Below are 22,161 nucleotides of genomic sequence, written 5' to 3' on the forward strand. Positions count from 1 at the left end.
GAACTTCCTCGCACTGGGCTCGCCGACCAGACTTGACCTGCCAGGAGCGCCGGTCGCAGAAGACCGCGGAGGCTCCCGTGCTTCACAAGGAGGTAAGCATGTCCCTATTCCCGACGGACGATCCCGACAAGGTCCCCTTCGCCGGCATCCTGCCCGCGGCACCCCGGCCCTTCGTCCTCGGCAACGGAGAAGGCGAGAAGTCGCTCGTCTTCGATCAGCTGTTCACGATCCTGCTCACCGGGGACGAGACGGAGGACCAGTACGGCGCCTTCACGATGCAGGGTCGCAAGGGCGACCGTATCCCGGCGCACCTGCACAAGGCGGCACACGAGATCTTCTATGTCGTCGACGGCGAGATCTCGGTGTGGATGGACGATGCCGCGGATCACCACTCGAAGACGACCCTCGTGACGGGAGACTTCGCGTACGTCCCGGCCGGCACCGTGCACGCATTCCAGATCCACAACTCCACCAAGGTCTTCGGAGTCGGCACCGCCGGATTCGAGCGCTTCTTCCACGCGATGGGTCAGCAGACCGACCTCACCGAGCCGCAGGGCGTGTACGTCCCCTCGTTCGAGGTCATGCGCGCGGCGGGAGAGAAGTACGACACGGTCTTCATGCCCGAGTTCCAGTTCCGCGACTGATGCCCACCACGCTCGGGATCGAGTTCGCCCAGCCGGACGGTTTCCGTCCGCTGGCGCTCGACCTGCGCACGCCCGCAGCATCCGGAGCCCCCGTCGTCGTGTTCCTGCACGGCGGCGGGTGGCTGCGGGGCTCGCGGCAGGTTTTCACCCCGGGAATCTCGGACGCGGAGTCGTTCGACCGCATCGTGGCCGCGGGATTCGCGGTGGCGTCGTGCGACTATCGGCTGAGCGGCGAGGCGCGCTTCCCCGCCCAGCTCGACGACGTGGACGCCGCGATCGGCTGGCTGCACGAGCACGGCGCAGAGCACGGAGCCGATGCGTCGCGGATCGTGCTGTGGGGGGTCTCGGCCGGAGCCACGCTTGCGGCGTTGGCCGGCCTGCGACGCCGAGATGTCCGTGGCGTCGTCGACTGGTTCGGCCCCGCCGACCTGTTCGCGATGGCGCAGCACGATGTCGGCGAGCCCGCCGATCAGACGCGTGAGGCGCGCTGGCTCGGCGCTCCGGCCGGGAGCGTGCCCGACCGCGCCCGTGCGGCGAGCCCGCTGTTCCAGGTGGCGCCCGACGCGCCGCCGTTCCACATCGCCCACGGCACCGCCGACGAGCACGTCCCCTTCGCGCAGAGTGAAGCGCTGGTCGCCGCGCTCGGCGCATCGGGCGTCGACGTCGAGTTCCATCCGGTCGAGGGCGGCCGGCATTTCTGGCAGGGCGTCGTCGACACCGCGCCGCTGTTCGACCGTGCGATGGACTTCATCGCCCGCGTCACCGCGTGAAGAACGCATCCGCTCAACGAGGAGAGCTATGTCCGATCCGAAGATGATCGCCCCGCAGCATCCCGCCGACGCCGCACCCCTGCTGCGACGCGAGTTCGCTCTTGCCGCAGGACACGGCGCCGTGCGGCGCGCGACGCTGCGCCTGAGCGCCCTCGGCGTCGTGGAGGCCTGGGTGAACGGCATCCGTTCGTCCGATGAGCTCCTCGCACCAGGGTGGACGAGTTACGAGTGGCGGGTGCGCCTGATCGAGCACGACGTCACCCACGCCGTCGCGGAGCGCACGACGATCGGGCTGAGGATCGGCAACGGCTGGTACCGCGGCTTCCTCGGCTTCACCGGCCGTCGTGCGGTGTACGGCGCGGAGCGAGCCGCGCTCGCCGAGCTCGAGGTGGTCTTCGCCGACGGATTCGTCCAGCGGGTCGTGACGGACGGATCCTGGCGGGCGGGCACCGGCGAGGTGCGGGCCGACGACCTCTACAACGGCCAGACCATCGACGCCCGCTTCCGCGACCAGGCCTGGTCGCGACCCGGATTCGACGACTCGGACTGGGATGGCGTCGCGGTGGTCGAGTTCGACACGGCGATGCTCGTGGCTCGCACGTCTCCGCCGGTCCGGGTCGTCGGGGAGCGCGCGGTGGAGCGGGTATGGACCTCGCCGTCGGGAAGAACGCTGATCGACTTCGGTCAGAACCTCGTGGGTGTCATCCGCGCCCGAGTGTCGGGTCCCGACGGCACCGAGATCGTGCTGCGCCATGCCGAAGTTCTCGAGGACGGCGAGCTCGGGGTCCGCCCGCTGCGCGCGGCGCAGGCGACAGACCGCTTCATCCTGAGCGGCGGCGACGACGTCTTCGAGCCGACGCTGACGTTCCACGGCTTCCGGTACGCGGAGGTGTCCGGCTGGCCGGGTGAGCTGGACCCGGCAGCGCTGACGGCGGTCGTCGTCGCCACTGACATCCCCGTCATCGGCACGTTCGCCTGCTCCGACCCGGATCTCGTGCAACTGCACCGCAACGTCGAATGGGGCATGCGCGGAAACTTCCTCAGCGTGCCGACAGACTGCCCGCAGCGAGACGAGCGGCTGGGCTGGACTGGCGATCTCGCCGTGTTCGCACCCACTGCGGCGTTTCTCGGCGACGTGGAGTCGTTCCTCGCCGACTGGCTCGTTGACGCAGAGCTCGAACGCCGGGCGACGCCCGAGCAGACGGTGCCCGTGGTGGTGCCGAACGTGATGAAGCACCTCGACACGGGATTCCCCGAGCCGGGGGCGACAGCGATCTGGGGCGACGCCGCCGTGTGGGTGCCGTGGGCACTGTGGCGGGCGTACGGGCGCGAGCAGACCCTGCGCGACGCGTACCCGCTGATGACCGCTCATGTGCGCTCGGTCGCGGCGGTGCTGTCTCCTTCGGGCCTGTGGGATCAAGGCTTCCAGTTCGGGGACTGGCTGGATCCGGATGCTCCCGCCGACGACCCCGGAAAGGCGAAGACGCCCGCCGAGGTCGTGGCGACGGCCAGCGCATTCCGCACCGCGAGCATGATGGTCGACGCCGCACGCGTGCTCGATCGGCCTGACGACGAGGCGGAGTTCGCCGCGCTCCGCGACCGCATCGGCGCGGCGTTCCGCGAGCATTACGTCGACGACGGGCGCGTGCGCGGCGACAGCGAGACGGGGTATGCGCTCGCGATCGCGTTCGAGCTGGTCGAGGGGGAGGACAGGCGGCGAGCAGGGGAACGGCTGGCCGAGCTCGTGCGGGCATCGGGACACGCCATCCGCACCGGCTTCGCCGGCACTCCGTTCATCCTCGATGCGCTCACATCCACCGGACACCTCGATGACGCCTACGGGCTGCTGCTCCGACGCGAGATGCCGTCCTGGCTGTACCCGGTCACGATGGGCGCGACCACGATCTGGGAGCGCTGGGACTCCATGCTTCCGGACGGCTCGATCAATCCGGGAGAGATGACGAGCTTCAACCACTACGCGTTCGGCGCCGTCGCCGACTGGATGCATCGCACGATCGGGGGACTCGCCCCGCTCGAGGCGGGCTACCGGCGGTTCCTCGTCTCTCCGCAACCGGGAGGAGGGATCACCTGGGCCGAGACGACCCTCGACACTCCCCACGGCCGTGCAGCGGTGCGCTGGAGCACGACCGGCGAGACGCTGCAGGTGCAGATCACGGTCCCCGACGGAACCGAAGCCGTGCTGCGGCTTCCCGGCCGCGCCGACGAGGTCGTGGGTGCCGGCATCCATCATCTCGAAGCAGAAGGAGCAGAACGATGACAGCTGTCCACGATGTCGCCCTGGAGGGCGGCGGCCACGCCTTTCGCGTGAGGGTGTATCCGGCGGCGCAGCCGAACGGCGCGCTGCTGGTCTGGCTGCACGGGGGAGCCTTCATGTTCGGCACGCTCGAGATGCCCGAGGCCGACCAGGTCGGTCGGCGCCTCAGCGCAGACGGCGTCACGGTCATCTCCGTCGACTACACGCTCGCGCCGCTCGACGCTCTCGAGGCGCTCGCCCCGCCGTCCGAGGACGCGGGGTTCCCCTCCCCGGAGCAGCTGCGCGCCGAGGCCGAGGCGGCAGGTCCCCGCGCTCGGTTCCCGGTCGCATCGCTGCAGATCGTCGAGGCATTCGACTGGGCCGTCGCGAATGCCGCGCGGTTCGGCGCTCACCCTGGTCGTGTCGCCCTCGGCGGCGCCAGCGCGGGCGCCAACCTGTCGGCGGGGGCCGCGATGCGCCTGCGCGACCGCGGCACCATCGCTCCCGCTCTTCTCGCGCTCGTCTATCCGTCGCTGCACGACGCGATCCTGCCGCCCAACGCCGAGCTCGCCCGGCTGCTGGAAGACGTTCCGCCGGCGCGGATCTTCACGCCCGAGAGCAGAGACGCGATCAACCGCAATTATCTCCCCGACGGCATCGACCCGCAGGGGTACGCGTTCCCCGGAGGGCACGATGTCGCGGGGCTCCCACCCGTGCTCATGGTCAACGCCGAACTCGACAGCCTGCGTGCGTCGGGGGAGGCGTTCGCCGCAGAGCTCGCCCGGGCCAGCGTCGACGTGCATGTCGTCCGCCAGCGCGGTGCGATGCACGGCTATCTGAACGAGATCGGCGACCCTGCGGCCGAGCGCACGCTCGCACTGCTGACGGATGCCGTCTCGACGACGGCCGGGCCCGAGGCGTGATCGTGAGCCCTGCGCCACGCAGCCGGGTCATCATCGACAACGACTTCGGCGGCGACCCCGACGGCCTGTTCCAGCTCGCCCACCACGTGCTCTGCACCTCCGTCGAGATCGTGCAGGTGATCTCCACGCGCGTGCCCGACCACATGGTGGCTCCCGATCGCGACATCGTCGCAGAGGGCGTCGAGGCGGCGGACGAGGTGCTGGCGCTCGCCGGAAGCAGGCTGCGATGCCAGGCCGGGTCTCGGGAGGCGATCGGCGCCACGGCGGCATCCGTCTCCGCTGTCACCCGGGCGATCGTCGCCGAGGCGATGCGCGACGACGTCGATACGCCCTTGTTCTACGCGGCCGGCGCCGGGCTCACAGAGCTCGCCGCCGCGCTGCTGTTCGAGCCCCGCATCGCCGAGCGCCTGACGCTGGTCTGGATCGGCGGCAACGGCTACGACGCTCCGGCCGACGGGCTCGAATTCAACGCCAGCGCCGACCTACGAGCAGCGCAGCTGGTCTTCGCATCGGAGATCGAGATCTGGCAGGTGCCGGAGTCCGCCTACTGCCAATGCCTCGTCTCGTGGGCGGAGCTCGACCGAGACATCGCTTCGGCCGGCCCACTGGGCACGTACCTCGTCAGCCGGTGGCGCGACTTCACCGGCCACGTCGAGCAGCTCTTCGGAGCGAGCCTCGGCGAGTGCGCCGTGCTGGGCGACAGCCCGCTCGTGCTCCTGACGGCGCTGCGGGGAACGTTCCGTGCCGAGCCGTCATCGTCTCCATCTCGGCTCGAGCCGCGGAGGAGGATCGAGGCCGACGGCTCCTACGGCGAGCCGATCGTCGGGCCGCCGCGGGTGCGGGTGTTCACCGGAATCGACATGCGACTGATGTACGGCGATCTCGTCGCCAAGCTCGCGACACACGCGAGGGGCACGGCTTCTGGGTGAGTCAGGTGGCCCGGAGCAACCGCGAGATGTCCTCGGCGGTCGCTCGGAGCTGCTCGAGAAGAGGCCCGCGCAGCGACTCGACGTCGTGGCGGGAGGATGCGACGGCGATGTTGATCGCAGCGGCGGGCCGGGTCTCGCGCCCGAACACGGGCACCGACACCGAGCGCAGACCCGCGGCGACCTCCTGATCCTGCAGCGAGTACCCCTGCGCGCGGATCGCGGCCAGGCGCTCGCGAAGCTCGTCGAGCGATCGGGCCGCGTTCGGTCCTGCGTTGGCGGCGAAGTCGTGGTTCGCCAGGGTCGCGGCGAGCTCGTCATCGGGCAGAAACGCGAGAAGCAGCTTGCCCATCGACGTGTATGCCGCGGGCAGCGTCGAGCCGACCTGGATGTTCGCGGTGACGAGATCCGAGTTGCGAAGGCGGGCGAGATAGAGCACCTGGTCGCTGACGAGAACTCCCAGATTCACGGTCTCGCCGGTGGATTCGGCGAGGTGGCGCAGCGGCTGCTCGCTGAGCTGCGCGAGGCTCGATCCGCGGAGCGCGGCGGATCCGAGCAGGAGAACCGCGACGCCCGGACGGATGCTGCCATCGGGAAGACGCTCGAGATATCCGCCCTCTTCGAGAGTCGCGACGACGCGGAACGCCGTCGCCATCGGGATGCCCGTGCGATCGCAGATCTCGCGGAGCTTGAGCGAGGTCACGGTCTCGTCGAAGAGCCGCAGGACGTCGAGCCCCTTCGCGAGAGCTTCGATGCGGTAGCGACCGCCGGCCTTCACCGGCTCGCTGGATTCATCTTTCATAGAGTGGAAACATACCATTGCGCTCGTCGCGGCATCCGCGATTCAGCCGACACGGAACACTCGCAACTGCAGAGCCAGCGTGGAGTAGTAGCCCACGAGCGCTGTGAGCTCGAACACGCCTTGCTCGCCGAGGGCCGCCGACGCCGCAGCCCACTCGTCGTCGGTGAGATCGCCGTCGAGGAGGGCGATGACGGTCTGGCCGATGAGTCGCTCATCTTCGCTGAACCCCGACACGTCCTGGCGGGCGAGGGTGGCGAGTTCGCTCTCGTCGAAGCCGATAGCGCGGGCGACTGCCTCGTGCGCCTCCCGCTCGAACCCGCTCGACCAGCGCGCGGCGACGAGCAGAATCGCCAGCTCCCTGGCGCGGTCGTCGAGGCGCGTGCGATAGCGGATCGCGGCTCCCAGCTCCTGCTGAGCGGCACCGACCGCGGGGGAGCGCAGCATCGCGTCGAACGGGCCGCGCAGCGAGCCGTCTGCCGCCGTGAGCGCGAAGTGCTGCGGGCCCGCGGCGCGGGGGCCACCCGTGATCGACGCATACAGCGCCGACTGCTCGGGGCTGAGCTCGGTGGGCGGGAGCGGGTGGATGCGGGCTGCCATGAGGTTATTCAACCAGTAAAAGTGACTTTCACAACCGTCAATCGTCTGATACGTTCATTTAACGAAACAGGCTTTTGTTCAATGAATTTCACCGACAAGGAGGCGTCGATGTCGATCGAGGCCATCGCAGAGCCCGGCACCGACGCCGGCTGGCTCGGGCTCACAGGATCCCGTGTGCTCATCGCCGGGGCCGGCGGGATCGGTGGAGCATGCGCTCTCGCCTACGCCTCGGCTGGAGCATCCGTCGCCGTCGTCGATCGCGATCAGCGCACCCTCGACGCCCTCGGCGCTGACCTCGCCCGACTCGGCGGCCGGTACGAGCTGATCCGCGCCGACCTCACGGAGCATGGCGCTGGCGCGCGGGTCGTCGCCGAGGTCGTGGAGAAGCTCGGCGGCCTCGAGGTGCTGCTGCACGCCGTCGGCATCAACGACCGCCGACCGATCCTCGAGTTCACCGAGGACGAATGGGAGCACATCCTGCAGGTGAACCTCGGCTCGGTGTTCGGCCTCGCCCAGGCGGCCGGCCGGCACATGGTCGCGCAGGGGTTCGGTCGCATCCTCGCGCTCTCCAGCGTCTCCGGGCTGCTCGCGCATCACTCACATGGGCCGTACGCGGCGTCGAAGGGCGGCATCAACCAGCTGCTCCGCGTGATGGCACGCGAGTGGGCCGCGTCCGGAGTGACCGTCAACGCCCTCGCCCCCGGCTACATCGAGACGCCGCTGACCGCTGTCGAACTCGCGAAGCCCGGCAAGCGGGCCGACCTCGAGAGCCTCGTGCCCGCCGGGCGCCTCGGAACCCCCGATGAGCTCACCGGCCCCGCGCTCTTCCTGTCGTCGAAGCACGCCGCGTTCATCACCGGACACGTGATGTACATCGACGGCGGACGAACCCTCGTCTGAGAAAGGACAAGAACATGTCAGAGATCTACCCCCGCTTCGCGGGCAAGACCGTGCTCGTCACCGGCGCAGGCACGGGTTTCGGCGCCGAGATCGCCGTGCGCGCAGCGCAGGAGGGGGCGAAGGTCGCGGTCCACTACCGCTCGTCGAAGGCGGGTGCCGAGCAGACGCTCGCCCGCATCCGCGAGGCGGGCAGCGACGGGATCCTCGTGCAGGGCGACATCGGATCCTGGGCCGAGATCAAGAGGATGGCCGACGAGGTCTTCGCCGCGTTCGGCGTGCTCGACGTGCTGGTCAACAACGTCGGCGACGTATCCAGCGAGCAGATGAACTGGAACGAGCTGACGCAGGAGGCACTCGACGCGGTGATCGACATCGACGTCAAGGGCACGCTGCTCATGACGCACGAGTTCGGCGAGCGGATGCTGGCGCAGGGGCACGGCAATATCGTGCAGGTCGGCTCCACCGTGATCGTCCGCGGCTCGGCCCGCGCCCCGCAGTACGCGGCGGCGAAGTACGCGATCCTCGGCATCACCAAGTCCTACGCCAAGGCCTTCGCTCCGGCGGTGCGCATCAACACGTTCGCGCCGGGCTTCATGGAGACCGAGCGTCTGCTGAACCGCGAGGACTGGAAGAACGGCCGCCGCGAGGTGCTGCTTTCGCAAACGCCGATGGGCGTCATCCCCCCGCCCGAGTTCGTCGCCGGCGCCTGCCTGTGGCTGGCCACCGACGAGGCCGCGCACCTCACCGGCGGCTACATGCTCGCCGACGGCGGCTTCAACATGGTCGGCGCCTGAGCGACCGCCCCCGGCGTTTCGTCGCGTCGCTGCGCTCCCCGCTCAACGACCGATAGCTGTTCGTTGAGCGAGCGAAGCGAGACGAAACGCAGAGACGAAATGCATACACACGCACAAGGAGAAATCAATGAAGCTCATCACCTTCGACGGCGGCCGGGTCGGCCGCCTGGAACTCGAGGAGGGCGTCGTGATCGAACTCGACGTCCCGTCCACCCGTGAATGGTTCGAGCGTGCGGGAGACGTGCGCGAGACCGGCGAGCGCCTGACCCTCGCCGACGTGAAGCTCGAAGCGCCGATCCGCCCGAAGAAGTTCTTCCACACGGCGGGCAACTTCGCCGACCACCACAACGAGCTCACCGCGGTCGACTGGTCGCACCCGGTGCACAAGGGGATCGTGTTCTTCCAGAACGTCGACGCGATCATCGGCCCCGACGACGACATCGTCTACCCGGAGGGTCTCACCAAGGAACTCGACTACGAGCTCGAACTCGGCATCATCATCGGCAAGGCGGGCAAATTCTTCGGACCCGACGAGGCCGACGACTACATCGCGGGCTTCACGGTGTTCAACGACATCACCGCGCGCGACATCCAGCGCAAGGAGATGGAGTCGGGCGTCTTCTCGTTCTCGAAGGGCATCGACACGTTCTGCCCGATCGGCCCGTACATCGTCACGCGCGACGAGGTACCCGACATGCACGAGCTGCCGATGCAGCTGCGCGTGAACGGCGAGGTGCGTCAGCAGGGCAACACGAACCAGACGCGCATCAAGTTCCCGCACCTGGTCGCCTACCACTCGCCGCAGATCTACAGCGCCGGTGACATCATCACCACCGGCACGATCTCGGGCGTCGCCGCGGTGCAGCCGAACCCCTTCGACTTCTACCTGAAGCCGGGCGACGAGATCGAGGCCGAGATCACCGGCATCGGCACCCTTCGCAACAAGGTCATCAGCTGGGAGGACCGCTACGGCGAGCCCGCCCCGCAGCGGGTCGACTGGTGAGGATCGCCAACCTCGCCGGGCGGGCCGTGCTGGTCGCGGGCCCTTCGACGGGCTCAGGAACCCAGGTGGCGATCGACATCGCGACGGCATCCGACGGCCGCTTCGGCCCCGACCCGCAGTCGCTGTTCGACGAGTGGGACGCGTTCGCGGAGTGGGCGGCGGAGGCGGATGCCACGGCATCCGCTCCCGTCGATCCCGAGGCTCTGGGCGCCCCGGTGCCGCGCCCGCGGCAGGTGTTCGCGATCGGTTTGAACTACGCCGAGCACGCCGCCGAGGCCGGCTACCCGCCGGACTCGATGCCGGTCACGTTCACGAAGTTCCCTTCGTCGATCGTCGGTCCCGAGCACGTGGTCGAACTGCCGGAAGGGCACGTGGACTGGGAGGTCGAGCTCGTCGTCGTGATCGGCCGGGAAGGGCATCGGCTCACGCGCGAGAACGCCTGGGAGCATGTCGCAGGACTCACGATCGGGCAGGACCTGTCCGAGCGGATCACCCAGCTGCAGGGATCGGCCCCGCAATTCAGCCTCGGCAAGTCGTTCCCGGGGTTCGGGCCGACCGGGCCGTGGCTGGTCACTCCCGATGAACTCGCGGACCGAGACGATCTCGCGATCTCGTGCAGCCTGTCGGGGGAGGGGATGCAGTCATCCCGGACATCGATGATGCTGTACGACGTGCCGGAGCTGCTGGTGCGGCTGTCGGCGGTGTGCCCGCTGCTGCCCGGAGACATCATCTTCTCCGGCACGCCGTCGGGCATCGGCAACCGCCGCACCCCGCAGCGCTTCATCGGCCCAGACGACGTGCTCGTCAGTGAGATCGAGGGCATCGGCAGGCTCACCACGCGCTTCCGCTGACAGTCCGTTCCCGCTTCGCAGAGGACCTCTGATGCTCCCACCTCGTTCCACACGCACCCGCGAACTCCTGAGACTCGACGGGCTGTGGCGGTTCGCTCTCGACGCGGCCGATGCGCCGCGACCGTACGCGAGCACCCTGCAGACGCGCCGTGAGGCGCCGGTGCCCGCGAGCTACAACGACATCTTCGCCGACCAGGAGATCCATGACCACGTCGGCTGGGTCTGGTATCAGCGCACGGTGCGGGTTCCCCGAGGATGGTCGGGAGAACGGGTGTTCCTCCGTGTGGACGCCGCCACGCATGAGGGCGCGGTGTACGTCGGCGATCGGCTCGTCGCGCAGCACGTCGGCGGCTACACGCCGTTCGAGGCCGACATCACGGAACTCGCGATCGCGGGCGAGGAGATCAGGGTCACGATCGGCGTGAACAACGAGCTCACCAACCGGACGATCCCGCCGGGCACGATCTCGGTCGACGAGCGAGGGCGTCGGCGGCAGTCCTACCGCCACGATTTCTTCAACTATGCGGGTCTCCCGCGCTCGGTGTGGCTCTACTCCGTGCCCGACGTGCACGTCACGGCGCTGCGGACGCGCACGACGATCACCGGCACCACCGGGGTCGTGCACTACGACGTGGAGGCGTCGGGCGAAGCGGAGGTGCGGGTCAGGCTGGTCGACGAAGACGGAGAGACCGCAGCAGAGGCCGGCGGAGCATCGGGGGCGCTGTCGGTGCCCGACGCGGAGCTGTGGAGGCCGGGGCACGGCTACCTGTACGAGTTGCAGGTCGAGCTGCTCGCCGACGAGGCCGTTGTCGACGCCTACGGGCTGCCGGTCGGCATCCGCACGGTCGAGGTGCGCGGCGCCAGGTTCCTGATCAACGGAGAGCCGTTCGCGTTCCGAGGATTCGGCAAGCATGAGGACAGTGCGATACGCGGCAAGGGGCGCGACGACGCCCTGCTCGTGCACGACTTCGCACTGATGGAGTGGGTCGGGGCGAACTCCTTCCGCACTGCGCACTATCCCTACGCCGAGGAGACGCTCGAGTACGCCGATCGGCACGGGATCGTGGTGATCGACGAGACCGCTGCAGTCGGTCTGAATCTCGGGCTCGGGGGCGGCGTGCACGGGGTGGCCGAGCAGGCCGCGTTCTCGCCGGAGATGTTCGACGAGCATACGCAGCGAGCTCATGCGCAGGCGATCCGCGAGCTCATCGACCGCGACCGGAATCATCCCTCGGTGGTGATGTGGTGCCTCATGAACGAGCCCGACAGTGTGGAGCCGGGGTCGCGGGAGTATTTCGCGCCGCTGGTGGAGCTCGCACGAGAGCTGGATCCGACGCGTCCGCTCACGTTCGCAGGCGAGTACCGCGCTCACGCCGACACCGACAGCATCGCCGACCTGTTCGATGTCATCACGCTGAACCGCTACTACGGCTGGTACTCCGACTCCGCCGACCTGGTCGCTGCGGAGCGGCATCTCGAGCAGGAGCTGCGCGCGTGGACCGACGCATACGACAAGCCGATCATGATCGGCGAGTATGGCGCCGATTCCTATGCCGGGCTGCACTCGGTGCTGGATCAGCCCTGGAGCGAGGAGTACCAGCAGCGGCTTCTGGAGACCTTTCACCGCGTCTTCGACAGGATCGATGCGGTGGTGGGCGAGCACGTGTGGAACTTCGCCGATTTCCAGACGTCGCCTGGCTTCTTCCGTGTCGACGGCAACAAGAAGGGCGTGTTCACCCGGGACCGTCAGCCGAAGGCGGCCGCGCACGTGCTGCGCGCGCGGTGGCGCGGCTGATGACGTGGCGTCATCGATCAGGACGGAATGCGTGCGATGAATGACCGACGAGCGCCCGAGGGCGAGCTGCGCTGCCGCGACCTGGGAGTCGAGCATCAGATCCGGCCGATCGCGATTCCGACCGCGACGCCCCGGTTCTCGTGGATCGCGGGCCATGCCCAGACGGGCTTCCGGATCGTGGTGACGGATGCCGCAGGCCGCACGGCGTGGGACTCCGGTCGCGTCGACAGCGGCGAGACGTCACTGGTCGCGTACGGCGGGGAGCCGCTGGATAACGGCGCTGATTACGAGTGGCGCATGATGAGCTGGTCCGGCGACGATATGAGGGAGGCCCGTTCATCGTTCGGCACCGCGCCCGACCTCGGCGCCTGGGATGCCCCGTGGATCGAGCCCGTCCAGCAGCCGACCGAGATCGAGCGCTGGTCGCTCTTCGACTGGATTCGCGGCGCGGGCCCGGCGGCTCCAGCCGAGGAGCGCCTGCGGCCGGTGCAGCTGCTGCGGCAGAGGTTCGACCTCATCTCGGCGCCCGTCCGCGCCCGGCTGCGCATGACGGCACGGGGTGTCTACTCCGCCTGGCTCGGCGGTGAGCGAGTAGGCGATGAGGTGCTCGCGCCCGGCTTCGACAGCTACCAGCACAGGATCAGCGTGCAGACCTACGACGTCACCGACCAGCTCGCCGCGGGCGCGAACGTCCTCGCGGTCGCGCTCGCCGACGGCTGGTGGGCCGGGCGCGTCGGCCTGACCGGCTCAAGCGCGCAGTTCGGCGATCGCACGTGTGCGACCTGGCGTCTCGAGATGTCTTACGCCGACGGGCGCACCGAGGTCATCCGATCCGGCGACGACGTGCGCAGCAGCCTTGGTCCGTGGACCCATGCCGACCTCTTCATCGGGGAGCGGCTCGATGCGCGCTCGCCGAGCTTCGGCTGGCAGACGCCGGGTTTCGACGACGCGGGATGGAGCCCGGTGCAGGACAGGGGAGTGGATGCCGCAGCACTCGTCCCGTTCAGCGGCGAGCCCGTCCGGCGTGTGCTCACGCTGCCCGCCGTCGACGTCCGCGAGACGCCGGATGGCTGGATCGTCGACTTCGGCCAGGTGATCGCCGGCCGCGTGCGGCTCACGCTGCACGGCCTTCCCGCCGGCCGCGAGGTGATCGTCGAGCACACCGAGACGCTCGACGCCGACGGCGCCTGGTTCGTCAACATCGCCGGAATCAACAAGGAGCAGACCGACACCTACATCTCGGCAGGCGACGCCGAGATCGAGTGGGAGCCGGAGTTCACCTTCCACGGCTTCCGCTATGCGCGCATCCGCGGTGTCGACACTCTCTCTGCAGCCGACGCTGTGGCCGTCGTCCTCTGCAGCGACCTCGACTACACCGGTCGCTTCCGCACCTCCGACGCGCGATTGAACCGGCTGCACGAGAACGTCGTGTGGAGCCAGCGCGCGAACTTCCTCTCGATTCCCACCGACTGCCCGCAGCGCGAGCGCGCCGGCTGGACCGGCGATCTCCAGGTGTTCGCGCCGGCGGCGACGAACAACGCCGATGTCGCCGCGTTCCTCGCACGCTGGCTCGAGAACCTGCGCGCCGATCAGCTCGCCGACGGACGGATCACGATCACCTCGCCGCGCTCCCCGTTCGACGCGGACGCTGCGGCCTCCGCCCAGGGCATCGGCGCGATCGTGGCGGCCGCAGGCTGGAGCGACGCCATCGCCATCGTGCCGTGGACGCTGTACGAGCGCTACGGCGACGTCCGCGTGCTGGAGGAGAACTACGACGCGCTGCGCGCCTGGATCGGATACCAGACGCGCACCGCGGCAGACGAACTGCGCGACGAATACGCGGATGCGTCAGCGGAGCGCCGCTCCCGGCAGGCGCTGCTGTACAACACCGGCGAGCACTTCGGCGACTGGCTGACGCCGTCGACGCTGGAGGGCAGGCCGCTGCACGAGGCGATCGGCATCGCCCCGGCCCTCACCTCGGAGCTCGTCGCGCCGATGTTCCAGACGCACACGCTCACGTTGGCGGCGCGCATCGCCGAGGTGCTCGGCCGCGCGGATGCCGGAGAGCTGCGCGCACATGCCGATCGCGTGCGCGCGGCGTTCGCCGCCGAGTACATCGCCCCTGACGGGTCTCTTCCCGTCGAGCTGCAGGGCATGTACGCGCTCGCGCTCGGGCTCGATCTGGTGCCGACGTCGCTGCGGCACGCGGCGGGAGAACGGCTGGCGGAGCTGGTGCGGGCGCGGGGCAACCGGCTGGACACCGGCTTCCTGTCGACCCCCTACCTGCTCGACGCGCTGTGGGACACCGGGCACCGTGATCTCGCGCGTGCCGTGCTGCTCCAGCGGGAAGCGCCGTCGTGGCTCTACGAAGTGGACCGCGGGGCGACGACGGTGTGGGAGGCGTGGGACGCGATCGCCGCAGACGGCACGGTGCGAGCTGTGTCGTTCAACCACTACGCCTTCGGCTGCGTCGACGACTGGCTGTACTGTCGCGTCGCCGGCATCCGTCCGGCGTCGCCCGGCTGGCGCACCGCCGTGATCGAGCCCGACCTCGACGCCGGGGTGCGCAGCGTCGAGGCGGCCGTGCCCACGCCCTACGGCGAGCTCGCGGTCGCGTGGGAGCGCGAGGGCGGCACGGCATCCATCCGCGTCGAGGTGCCCCACGGCGTCTCCGCCCGGCTGGTGCTGCCGGAGGAGGTCAGGGACCTGCCACCCGGCCGCAGCACCCACGAGCTGCGGGTGGCCCGAGCGGGTTCACACATAGACCAGACGGATGCGCAGCATGCGAAATCTGCTCTTCCCTGATTCCCATCCAGCGTCGACAGTGAGTCGGGGGAGCGATCCCCGTGGCGATCGACGATGATCCGACGGCCGCAGGCCGCAGCACAGGCAAGGAAGCCTCGAACATGACCACACCATCCTCCGCACCCGTCTCCGCCGACATCGACGCCTCTCCGCAGGAGTGGCGCAACCCGCGCGGCGGGTTCCTGTTCTTCCTCGGACTGGCGGCGATCGGCACCGGGATGGGCCAGCTCGTGCCCGCGGTGCTCACGCTGACGCTCAAAGCCGACCAGCTCGACCCCGCCAACGCGACCACGATCCTGTCGGTGGTCGTCGCGATCGGCGCGGTCTGCGCGCTCGTCGCCGCGCCGCTGTTCGGTCGCCTCAGCGACCGCCTCACCTGGCGGACGGGCCGACGACGCCCGCTGCTGATCCTCGGCGCGATCCTGTTCGCGATCGGCGCCCCGTTCAGCTATGCGGCGTCGTCGACCGGTCTGCTGATCATCGCCGGCATCTTCACGAGTCTCGGTGCGGCCGCCGTCACGGTGGCGTGCACGGCGATCCTCGCCGATCAGTACGCTCCCGATCGGCGAGGCGCAGCATCCGCCCTCGTCGGACTCAGCCTGCCGCTCGGCGCGCTCGTCGGCCTCTTCCTCGCGAATCTCGTCTCCGGTTCGCTGCTCGCGCAGTTCCTGCTGCCGGCGGCAGTGGCCGTGGTGGGTGCTCTCCTGCTGGCCTGGCGTCTCGACGACCGTGTGATCACGCGCGACGAGGTGCCCGTCCTGGCCGTGCGGGACTTCTTCGGCACATTCTGGGTGAACCCGGTGAGGCACCCGTCGTTCGGCTGGGCGTGGTGGAGCCGTCTGCTGATCTTCTTCGGGATCGCCGCGGTGCAGGCGTATCAGGCGTTCTACCTGATCATCGCCCTCGGGTTCACGCGTGAGGCGGTCTCCGGGGCCGTGTTCCTGTCCACCCTCGTGCTCACCGCGCTCGCCCTCGTGTTCGCTCCGATCGCCGCCAAGCTCTCCGACCGGATCGGCCGGCGCAAGCCCTTCGTCATCGTCGCCGCGGTGGTTTTCGCCGTGGGGCTCGTGGTCGTCACGTTCGCGCGAGACTATCCGACCTTCCTCATCGCGATGGGCATCATCGGGCTCGGTCAGGGCGTGTACATGGCGGTCGACCTTGCGCTCGTGAGCCAGATCCTGCCCGATCGCCACAACATCGCGAAGGACATGGGCATCATGGGCCTTGCGAGCTCGCTGCCCTCGTCCATCGTGCCCGCCGTGGCTCCCGCGCTGCTCGCGATCGGCGCCTCGGCCGCCGTTCCGCAGAACTTCCCCGCACTGTTCCTGACCGGCGCTGTCGCGGGCCTGGTCGGGGCTGCGCTCATCCTGCCGATCAAGGGCACGAAGTAGGAAGGGTGGGCCGAGGCGCGAATCCTCGGCCCACGGGCGTCCGATCGGTTCAGCTTTCGACCGGCCACCCCGTGTACGCCTCGGCGAGGAACGTACGCCCGGCCTCCGATTCGACCACAGAGCGCAGTTCGCCGATCTGACGCAGCCGGTCGAAGTCGCTCGTGCCGGGTGCGACGTGCAGCATGCTCGTCATCCACCAGGAGAAGTGCTGCGCCTTCCAGATCCGCCGCAGAGCGGTCTCGGCGTAGGCGTCGATCAGGCGCTCGTCGTTCCTGACCAGAAGCGCTTCGAGCGCGCGAGCGAGGATGATCACATCGGCCACGGCCAGGTTCATGCCCTTCGCTCCGGTCGGCGGCACCGTGTGCGCCGCGTCGCCGACGAGTGCGGCGCGACCGTGACGCAGCTCGTGCGCCACGAAGCTGCGGAAGCGCAGCACGTCGCGCTGGAAGATGCGCCCCTCGGTGAGCGTGGTTCCCGGTACCCGCCGCTGCAGGGTCTCCCAGATCTCCGCCTCGCTCAGCGCGTTCGGATCGGCATCCGGATCGCACTGGAAGTACATGCGCTGCACCTCGGGGGAGCGCTGGCTGATCAGGGCGAACCCGTCGTCGGAGTTGCTGTAGATCAGCTCGTGCGCGCTCGGCGGCGCCTCGCACAGGATGCCGAACCATGCGAAGGGGTACTCGCGGAAATGGCCGTCGCGCGACGAGCCGGCCACCGCCTGGCGCACGACCGATCGCGAGCCGTCGGCGCCGACGACGAACTCGGCGTCGATCACGAACTCGGCGCCGTCGGCATCCGTCCCGGACACCTGCGGCGTCGCAGTGTCGACGCCCTCGACCCGCACGGCCGTCGCGCCGAAGCGCAGGTCCTGTCCCTGCGAGAGCCGCAGCGCGAGCAGGTCCTTCAGCGCCTCGTGCTGCGGGTACAGCCACACGCTGCGTCCGACGAGACCGGGGAAGTCGATGCGGTGGCCTTCGCCCTGGAAGCGCAGCTCGATGCCGTCGTGCCGCTGGCCGACCGTGTGCACGCGGGTTCCGGGGTCGATCGCCGTGAGCAGGTCGACCGTGCCCTGCTCGAGGATGCCGGCGCGGATCGTCGTCTCGATCTCGGCGCGGCTGCGCTGGTCGATCACGACGGACTCGATGCCGGCGTCGGCGAGCAGGTGCGACAGGATGAGTCCGGCGGGGCCTGCGCCGACGATGGCGACTCGGGTGCGGATGCGGGTGGTCATAGGCGTCTCCTTCGACGACGGATGCTGCGCACCAGTGTGCCGCGCGGCCGGCCGCGCGCACCGAGAAATCCCGTTGAACGGGATCAGTGCATCCGGCCGAGGTCGGCCTCGATGGCCGCAGCCGCCGAGGTGAGCGCCTCGATCGGCTCGGTCGTCGGCGCCTGGCGAGGGAGCACGACCGACAGTGCCGCGACGACCTCGCCGTGGTCTCGCACCGGGACCGCCACTCCCGTCGACACGCTCTCGATAGACCCGGGAGCCACGACATGCCCGCGCCGTCGGATCGAGGCGAGCAGGGCGCGCAGCGCGTCCGCATCCGTCACGGTCTCCGCGGACACCGGGCGCAGCGGCTGGGCGAGCACACGCTCGCGAAGGTCAGGATCGGCGAAGGCGAGCAGGACCAGGCCCGATGAAGACGCGTGCAGGGGCAGGCGCCCCGCGATGCGGGTGATGTTCGCCCCGGCCGTCGGATCCGACAAGCGCTCCAGGAACAGCGCCTCCTCGTTCTCCAGCACGGCGAGCTGCGTGTGCTCGCGGATCCGCGCCTGGACCCGCTCCATATGCGGGAGGGCCGCCTGGCGCAGTCTCAGCGCGCTCGACCCGCGGAGCGCGAGTTCCCACAGCCGCATCCCCAGACGGACGCGCCCTTCGTCGTCGCGCTCGAGAATGCCTTGGCCGATCAGCTCGCCGACGATGCGATGCGCGGTCGACGACGGCAGCTCGGCACGGCGCGCGATCTCGGTGGCGGACTGGGTGGTGCGATCCGCGGTGAACGTCTCGAGCACGCGCACGATGCGCTCGGTCATCGAGTCGCCTGATTGCGAGTTCGCCATGCCGCTAGCTTGGCACGGTGCACGAACCTGGACGCCTCTGCGCTCTGCAGTGGACTCTCGATCTCGCAAGGGACGATCCGCGGCTCTGGCGCTGCATCGCGGCGATTTCACCGCAGAGTGCAGGGCGGAACCACGCTGACGGCGTACCCTCGAGCACATGCCGTCTCGTCGCTCTCTCACTCCGTGGGAACCCCTCGACGCACCGTCGACCGCCGAGCTGCTGTCGGCAGCGACCGTGCGCTGGTGGTTGTCCGGCGGGACGGCTCTCGACCGCCGCCTCGGACGTGCGATCCGGTCTCGGGAGAACATCGACGTCAGCGTGGTCGCAGCGGACCTCCCCGCGCTGGTCGCGAGTCTTCCCGAGGGATTCAGCGCCTGGGCGCCGGGGGAGGGTGAAGACGAGGTCATCCCCTTCGCGGACGCGCCGGCGGATGCGGACCTGCAGCCCGTGCTCATCCGCGACGATGCGGACGACGTCTGGGTCCTGCAGGTGAACGCGGAGGACGGCGCGCCGCGCGCCTGGGTCTACAAGCGCGACCCGCGGCTCACTCTCCCGTGGGATCGCGCCGTGCTCGACATCGACGGCGTCCCGACCGGCGCTCCCGAGGTGCAGCTGGTCTGGAAGGCCCTGCGTCCTCGGCCCGAGGATGACGTCGACAAGGAGGCCGTCATTCCCGAGCTCACAGACGAGGCCCGCGCGTGGTACGAGCGGGCGATCCTCTCGATCCACCCGCATTCCTCGTGGTCGATCCACGTGCGCAGCCCCTTCGCTCCTGCGAAGGCGAGCTGGAACCGCAAGGGCCCTGCGTGAATCGAGAGGTCTTGTCGCCGCGCCAGACAGCGACGTGACCACGTCAGTCCGACGGGTCGACCGGGTACTCGCCCGATGACACGGCCTCCAGCACGAGCGAGCGGAACCAGCGCTGCACAGGCGACAGGCTCGCATCCCTCCGCGTGTACAGCGACACCGGGGTGCTGTCGCCGGGCCAGGGGAGATCGGCGATGCGGAGCCCCGGGAACCAGCCGCAGAACACCTCGGCGACGTGCCGGGGGAGCAGCACCACGAGGTCGGTCGCCTCGAGCACCGCAGGCACGGTGGAGTACTCCTCGACCGTGAGCGCGACCTGCCCCATCAGTCCGTGCTCGGTGAGCGCCTGCAGCGGGAACACATGGCCGGCCCTGGCGGAGACGCGCACGAACCGGCGGCCGGCGAACATGTCCGGCCCGGTCGGAGGGAGCGGATGCCGGGCGGAGGAGAGCGCGACGTACTCCACGCTGCGAACGCGGGACCGCCACAATCGCGGAGTGCTCAGATGCGAGACCGTGAGGGCGAGGTCGGTCGTGCCGCGGACGAGCCGGTCCTCGACCTGGTCGGAGTCGAGGCGCTCGACCTGCAGATGCGGCGTGGATGCCTCGCGCGCCAGCGCGCTCATGATCGGCGGAAGGAAGGTCTGCTCGCCGATCGAGGTGAGGCCGAGCGAGAGCTCGCCGCTGTACCCCGCAGGGTCGAAGTCGTCCGCCTCGCCGACGGTCGCGTCGATCGTCACGAGCGCCTCGTGCAATGGGCCGAACAGCTGCGTGGCTTTCGCCGTCGGCACCATGTCGTGCCCCTCACGGCGGAACAGGTCGTCGTCGAAGCGCTCCCGGAGCCTGCGCAGCGTGTAGCTCACGGTGGGCTGAGTGACGTGCAGGCGATCCGCCGCGGCCGTGACGCTGCGCAGCTCGTAGAGCACGACGAAAGTGCGCAGCTGGTTCAGATCGGCGAAAGACATGCATCGATCCTCTCTATGGTCGACGTATCCAATATCTATTGGACCACATCAGCGTGGGGGACCTACAGTCGGGAGCGACAGCATCCGTGACGGCCGGAACAGGCCCGACTCGAGTGGCAAGGACGACACCCGGTGATCATCGACATCCATGGGCACTACACGACCGCCCCGGCACAGCTGGGTGCGTGGCGCGACCTGCAGATCGCGTTCGCCGAGGGCGGCGGTGACGCCCCGGATCCTGCGGCGCTGCGCATCAGCGATGACGACATCCGCGAGAGCATCGAGGCCAACCAGCTGCGACTCATGAACGAGCGCGGCAGCGACCTCACCGTGTTCAGCCCTCGGGCGTCGTTCATGGCGCATCACATCGGCGACTTCGCCGTGAGCGCGACGTGGGCGCGCATCTGCAACGACCTCGTCGCCCGCGTCGGCGCGCTGTTCCCGGACCGGTTCCTGCCGGGAGCCATGCTGCCGCAGTCGCCCGGAGTCGATCCCGCGACCACCGTGGCAGAGCTGACCCGCGCGGTCGAGGAGCTCGGCGTCGTCACCGTGAACCTCAACCCCGACCCGTCCGGCGGACGCTGGAGCGCCCCCGCCCTGACCGACCGCTCGTGGTACCCGATCTACGAGAAGCTCGTCGAGTACGAGCTGCCGGCGATGATCCACGTCAGCACGACCTGCCGCCCCGACGTCTTCCACACCACGGGCGACCACTATCTGGGCGCAGACACGACCGCGTTCATGCAGCTGCTCAAGGGCGATCTGTTCCGCGACTTCCCGGACCTGAAGCTCGTGATCCCGCATGGCGGCGGCGCGGTCCCGTACCACTGGGGCCGATTCCGAGGCCTGGCGATGGCTCTCGGCAAGCCAGAGCTCGAGGAGCACCTGCTGAACAACGTGTTCTTCGACACCTGCGTCTATCACCAGCCGGGCATCGACCTGCTGACCGAGGTCATCCCGACCGAGAACATCCTCTTCGCGAGCGAGATGATCGGCGCCGTCCGCGACATCGACCCGCGGACCGGCCACTACTTCGACGACACGAAGCGCTACGTCGACGCCACCGGCAACCTCGACGCCGGGCAGCGCGCCCAGGTGTTCGAGGGCAATGCCCGCCGCGTCTACCCCCGACTCGACCGGGCGCTCGTCGCCCGCGGACTGTGAAAGAGAAGGAACAATGCGCCTGAACGATCTCGGCCTCGTCCGCACCGGCATCCAGCGTCCCGACCCCGACGACGTCGCCCGCCTGTCGCAGTTCGGCGTCGCCACGATCCACGAGGCGATGGGACGCGTCGGGCTGCTGCGCCCCTACATCCGCCCCGCGTACTCTGGAGCGAAGCTGTGCGGCCCGGCCGTCACGGTGCTCCTGCAGCCGGGCGACAACTGGATGTTCCACGTCGCCGCGGAGCAGGTGCAGGCCGGCGACGTGCTCGTCGCCGGGTGCACGACCGAGAGCGAGGACGGCTTCTTCGGCGAGCTGCTGGCCACCTCACTCACGGCGCGCGGCTGCAAGGGACTCGTGATCGATGGCGGCGTCCGAGACGTGGCCGACCTCGAGAGCATGGACTTCCCTGTCTTCTCGCGGGCGATCAATGCGAAGGGCACGGTCAAGGCGACCCTCGGCTCGGTGAACATCCCGGTCGTGGTCGCGAACGCGCTCGTGAACCCCGGTGACGTGGTCGTCGCCGATGTCGACGGCGTCGTGGTGGTCCCGCGCGAGCTCGTCGGCGCGGTGGCGGATGCCTCGCAGAAACGCGAGGACAACGAGGAGGCCAAGCGGCAGCAGTTCCGCGACGGCGTGCTGGGCCTCGATCTGTACGGCATGCGCGAGCCGCTCGCGGCTGCCGGCCTGGAATACGTGGAGGGCTGA

The 22,161-nt window shown here is 69.4% G+C and carries 20 protein-coding genes; 15 read left to right on the top strand and 5 right to left on the bottom strand.

The genetic code is table 11. The annotated features are described in order from the left end of the window. Positions 1-98 precede the first annotated feature (98 nt). Genes RS84_RS10280 through RS84_RS10300 form a run of 5 tightly spaced genes read left to right on the top strand, consistent with a single transcriptional unit; the run spans position 99 to position 5,520 of the window. Positions 99-644, top strand: a complete 546-nt coding sequence (locus tag RS84_RS10280) for a quercetin 2,3-dioxygenase (protein ID WP_045257699.1) — start codon at positions 99-101, stop codon at positions 642-644. After that, entirely contained in the window at positions 644-1,414 is a 771-nt protein-coding gene (locus RS84_RS10285) for an alpha/beta hydrolase (RefSeq protein WP_045257700.1), read from the top strand. Before RS84_RS10280 ends, RS84_RS10285 begins: the two co-directional genes overlap by 1 nt. Positions 1,415-1,442: 28 nt before the next feature. Then, on the top strand, positions 1,443-3,692 hold the full coding sequence (locus RS84_RS10290) for an alpha-L-rhamnosidase (RefSeq protein ID WP_045257701.1): 2,250 nt from the start codon (positions 1,443-1,445) through the stop codon (positions 3,690-3,692). After that, a complete protein-coding gene (locus RS84_RS10295) occupies positions 3,689-4,591 on the top strand; it encodes an alpha/beta hydrolase fold domain-containing protein (protein WP_045257702.1) in 903 nt (300 codons plus the stop codon). The genes RS84_RS10290 and RS84_RS10295 overlap by 4 nt, the downstream gene beginning before the upstream one ends. A 2-nt stretch (positions 4,592-4,593) precedes the next feature. Then, the gene (locus tag RS84_RS10300) at positions 4,594-5,520 is read left to right on the top strand and encodes a nucleoside hydrolase (RefSeq protein WP_152641799.1); all 927 of its coding nucleotides are present in this window, start codon (positions 4,594-4,596) and stop codon (positions 5,518-5,520) included. A 1-nt stretch (position 5,521) separates the two neighbouring features. Here RS84_RS10300 and RS84_RS10305 read toward each other — a convergent pair whose 3' ends face one another. Both RS84_RS10305 and RS84_RS10310 read right to left on the bottom strand, forming a co-directional pair. Then, positions 5,522-6,319 (bottom strand): IclR family transcriptional regulator, encoded by a 798-nt coding sequence (locus tag RS84_RS10305; protein ID WP_052676320.1) that lies wholly within the window; start codon positions 6,317-6,319, stop codon positions 5,522-5,524. 42 nt (positions 6,320-6,361) lie between these two features. Further along, positions 6,362-6,916: a carboxymuconolactone decarboxylase family protein gene (locus RS84_RS10310; RefSeq protein WP_045257705.1), complete on the bottom strand. Its 555-nt coding sequence runs from the start codon at positions 6,914-6,916 to the stop codon at positions 6,362-6,364. A gap of 81 nt (positions 6,917-6,997) precedes the next feature. On the opposite strand from RS84_RS10310, the gene RS84_RS10315 reads away from it, so the two are divergent. The 7 genes from RS84_RS10315 to RS84_RS10345 all read left to right on the top strand — a co-directional run bounded on the left by RS84_RS10315 (position 6,998) and on the right by RS84_RS10345 (position 16,455). Beyond that, positions 6,998-7,816: an SDR family NAD(P)-dependent oxidoreductase gene (locus tag RS84_RS10315; protein WP_200892013.1), complete on the top strand. Its 819-nt coding sequence runs from the start codon at positions 6,998-7,000 to the stop codon at positions 7,814-7,816. Positions 7,817-7,830: 14 nt separating this feature from the next. Next, a complete protein-coding gene (locus tag RS84_RS10320; RefSeq protein WP_045257706.1) occupies positions 7,831-8,610 on the top strand; it encodes an SDR family NAD(P)-dependent oxidoreductase in 780 nt (259 codons plus the stop codon). Positions 8,611-8,737: 127 nt separating this feature from the next. Continuing rightward, positions 8,738-9,613: a fumarylacetoacetate hydrolase family protein gene (locus RS84_RS10325; protein WP_045257707.1), complete on the top strand. Its 876-nt coding sequence runs from the start codon at positions 8,738-8,740 to the stop codon at positions 9,611-9,613. Then, the gene (locus tag RS84_RS10330; RefSeq protein ID WP_045257708.1) at positions 9,610-10,464 is read left to right on the top strand and encodes a fumarylacetoacetate hydrolase family protein; all 855 of its coding nucleotides are present in this window, start codon (positions 9,610-9,612) and stop codon (positions 10,462-10,464) included. Before RS84_RS10325 ends, RS84_RS10330 begins: the two co-directional genes overlap by 4 nt. A gap of 31 nt (positions 10,465-10,495) precedes the next feature. Further along, positions 10,496-12,259 carry a beta-glucuronidase gene (uidA, locus tag RS84_RS10335; RefSeq protein WP_045257709.1) on the top strand — a complete coding sequence of 588 codons (1,764 nt, stop codon included), beginning with the start codon at positions 10,496-10,498 and terminating at the stop codon, positions 12,257-12,259. A gap of 36 nt (positions 12,260-12,295) precedes the next feature. Next, positions 12,296-15,064: an alpha-L-rhamnosidase gene (locus tag RS84_RS10340; protein ID WP_160298174.1), complete on the top strand. Its 2,769-nt coding sequence runs from the start codon at positions 12,296-12,298 to the stop codon at positions 15,062-15,064. A gap of 101 nt (positions 15,065-15,165) precedes the next feature. Continuing rightward, positions 15,166-16,455, top strand: a complete 1,290-nt coding sequence (locus RS84_RS10345; RefSeq protein WP_152641800.1) for an MFS transporter — start codon at positions 15,166-15,168, stop codon at positions 16,453-16,455. Between the two features lie 49 nt (positions 16,456-16,504). On the opposite strand, the gene RS84_RS10350 is transcribed toward RS84_RS10345, so the two are convergent. Further along, positions 16,505-17,686 (bottom strand): 4-hydroxybenzoate 3-monooxygenase, encoded by a 1,182-nt coding sequence (locus tag RS84_RS10350; RefSeq protein WP_045257710.1) that lies wholly within the window; start codon positions 17,684-17,686, stop codon positions 16,505-16,507. An 83-nt stretch (positions 17,687-17,769) separates the two neighbouring features. Next, entirely contained in the window at positions 17,770-18,492 is a 723-nt protein-coding gene (locus tag RS84_RS10355) for an IclR family transcriptional regulator (RefSeq protein ID WP_235281460.1), read from the bottom strand. Between the two features lie 184 nt (positions 18,493-18,676). On the opposite strand from RS84_RS10355, the gene RS84_RS10360 reads away from it, so the two are divergent. Continuing rightward, the gene (locus RS84_RS10360) at positions 18,677-19,330 is read left to right on the top strand and encodes a nucleotidyltransferase domain-containing protein (RefSeq protein WP_045257712.1); all 654 of its coding nucleotides are present in this window, start codon (positions 18,677-18,679) and stop codon (positions 19,328-19,330) included. A 43-nt stretch (positions 19,331-19,373) separates the two neighbouring features. Here RS84_RS10360 and RS84_RS10365 read toward each other — a convergent pair whose 3' ends face one another. Beyond that, entirely contained in the window at positions 19,374-20,291 is a 918-nt protein-coding gene (locus RS84_RS10365; RefSeq protein ID WP_045257713.1) for a LysR family transcriptional regulator, read from the bottom strand. Between the two features lie 132 nt (positions 20,292-20,423). On the opposite strand from RS84_RS10365, the gene RS84_RS10370 reads away from it, so the two are divergent. Together RS84_RS10370 and ligK are read left to right on the top strand one after the other, a co-directional pair. Further along, the gene (locus tag RS84_RS10370; RefSeq protein ID WP_045257714.1) at positions 20,424-21,455 is read left to right on the top strand and encodes an amidohydrolase family protein; all 1,032 of its coding nucleotides are present in this window, start codon (positions 20,424-20,426) and stop codon (positions 21,453-21,455) included. Between the two features lie 13 nt (positions 21,456-21,468). Beyond that, positions 21,469-22,161, top strand: coding sequence for a 4-carboxy-4-hydroxy-2-oxoadipate aldolase/oxaloacetate decarboxylase (ligK, locus tag RS84_RS10375; RefSeq protein ID WP_045257715.1), 693 nt, complete (start codon positions 21,469-21,471; stop codon positions 22,159-22,161).

Origin of the sequence: Microbacterium hydrocarbonoxydans, assembly GCF_000956475.1 — a bacterium.
Classification (GTDB): Bacteria; Actinomycetota; Actinomycetes; order Actinomycetales; family Microbacteriaceae; genus Microbacterium; species Microbacterium hydrocarbonoxydans_A.

What these genes read in the sequence shown, in the direction of transcription:
- RS84_RS10285 (WP_045257700.1), top strand. Translation starts at nt 644, where the DNA reads ATGCCCACCACGCTCGGGATCGAGTTCGCCCAGCCGGACGGTTTCCGT.
- RS84_RS10365 (WP_045257713.1), bottom strand. Translation starts at nt 20,291, where the DNA reads ATGTCTTTCGCCGATCTGAACCAGCTGCGCACTTTCGTCGTGCTCTAC.
- RS84_RS10305 (WP_052676320.1), bottom strand. Translation starts at nt 6,319, where the DNA reads ATGAAAGATGAATCCAGCGAGCCGGTGAAGGCCGGCGGTCGCTACCGC.
- RS84_RS10340 (WP_160298174.1), top strand. Translation starts at nt 12,296, where the DNA reads ATGAATGACCGACGAGCGCCCGAGGGCGAGCTGCGCTGCCGCGACCTG.
- RS84_RS10295 (WP_045257702.1), top strand. Translation starts at nt 3,689, where the DNA reads ATGACAGCTGTCCACGATGTCGCCCTGGAGGGCGGCGGCCACGCCTTT.
- RS84_RS10310 (WP_045257705.1), bottom strand. Translation starts at nt 6,916, where the DNA reads ATGGCAGCCCGCATCCACCCGCTCCCGCCCACCGAGCTCAGCCCCGAG.
- RS84_RS10315 (WP_200892013.1), top strand. Translation starts at nt 6,998, where the DNA reads ATGAATTTCACCGACAAGGAGGCGTCGATGTCGATCGAGGCCATCGCA.
- RS84_RS10320 (WP_045257706.1), top strand. Translation starts at nt 7,831, where the DNA reads ATGTCAGAGATCTACCCCCGCTTCGCGGGCAAGACCGTGCTCGTCACC.
- RS84_RS10355 (WP_235281460.1), bottom strand. Translation starts at nt 18,492, where the DNA reads ATGACCGAGCGCATCGTGCGCGTGCTCGAGACGTTCACCGCGGATCGC.
- RS84_RS10290 (WP_045257701.1), top strand. Translation starts at nt 1,443, where the DNA reads ATGTCCGATCCGAAGATGATCGCCCCGCAGCATCCCGCCGACGCCGCA.
- RS84_RS10280 (WP_045257699.1), top strand. Translation starts at nt 99, where the DNA reads ATGTCCCTATTCCCGACGGACGATCCCGACAAGGTCCCCTTCGCCGGC.
- uidA (WP_045257709.1), top strand. Translation starts at nt 10,496, where the DNA reads ATGCTCCCACCTCGTTCCACACGCACCCGCGAACTCCTGAGACTCGAC.
- RS84_RS10345 (WP_152641800.1), top strand. Translation starts at nt 15,166, where the DNA reads ATGACCACACCATCCTCCGCACCCGTCTCCGCCGACATCGACGCCTCT.
- ligK (WP_045257715.1), top strand. Translation starts at nt 21,469, where the DNA reads ATGCGCCTGAACGATCTCGGCCTCGTCCGCACCGGCATCCAGCGTCCC.
- RS84_RS10350 (WP_045257710.1), bottom strand. Translation starts at nt 17,686, where the DNA reads ATGACCACCCGCATCCGCACCCGAGTCGCCATCGTCGGCGCAGGCCCC.
- RS84_RS10360 (WP_045257712.1), top strand. Translation starts at nt 18,677, where the DNA reads ATGCCGTCTCGTCGCTCTCTCACTCCGTGGGAACCCCTCGACGCACCG.
- RS84_RS10325 (WP_045257707.1), top strand. Translation starts at nt 8,738, where the DNA reads ATGAAGCTCATCACCTTCGACGGCGGCCGGGTCGGCCGCCTGGAACTC.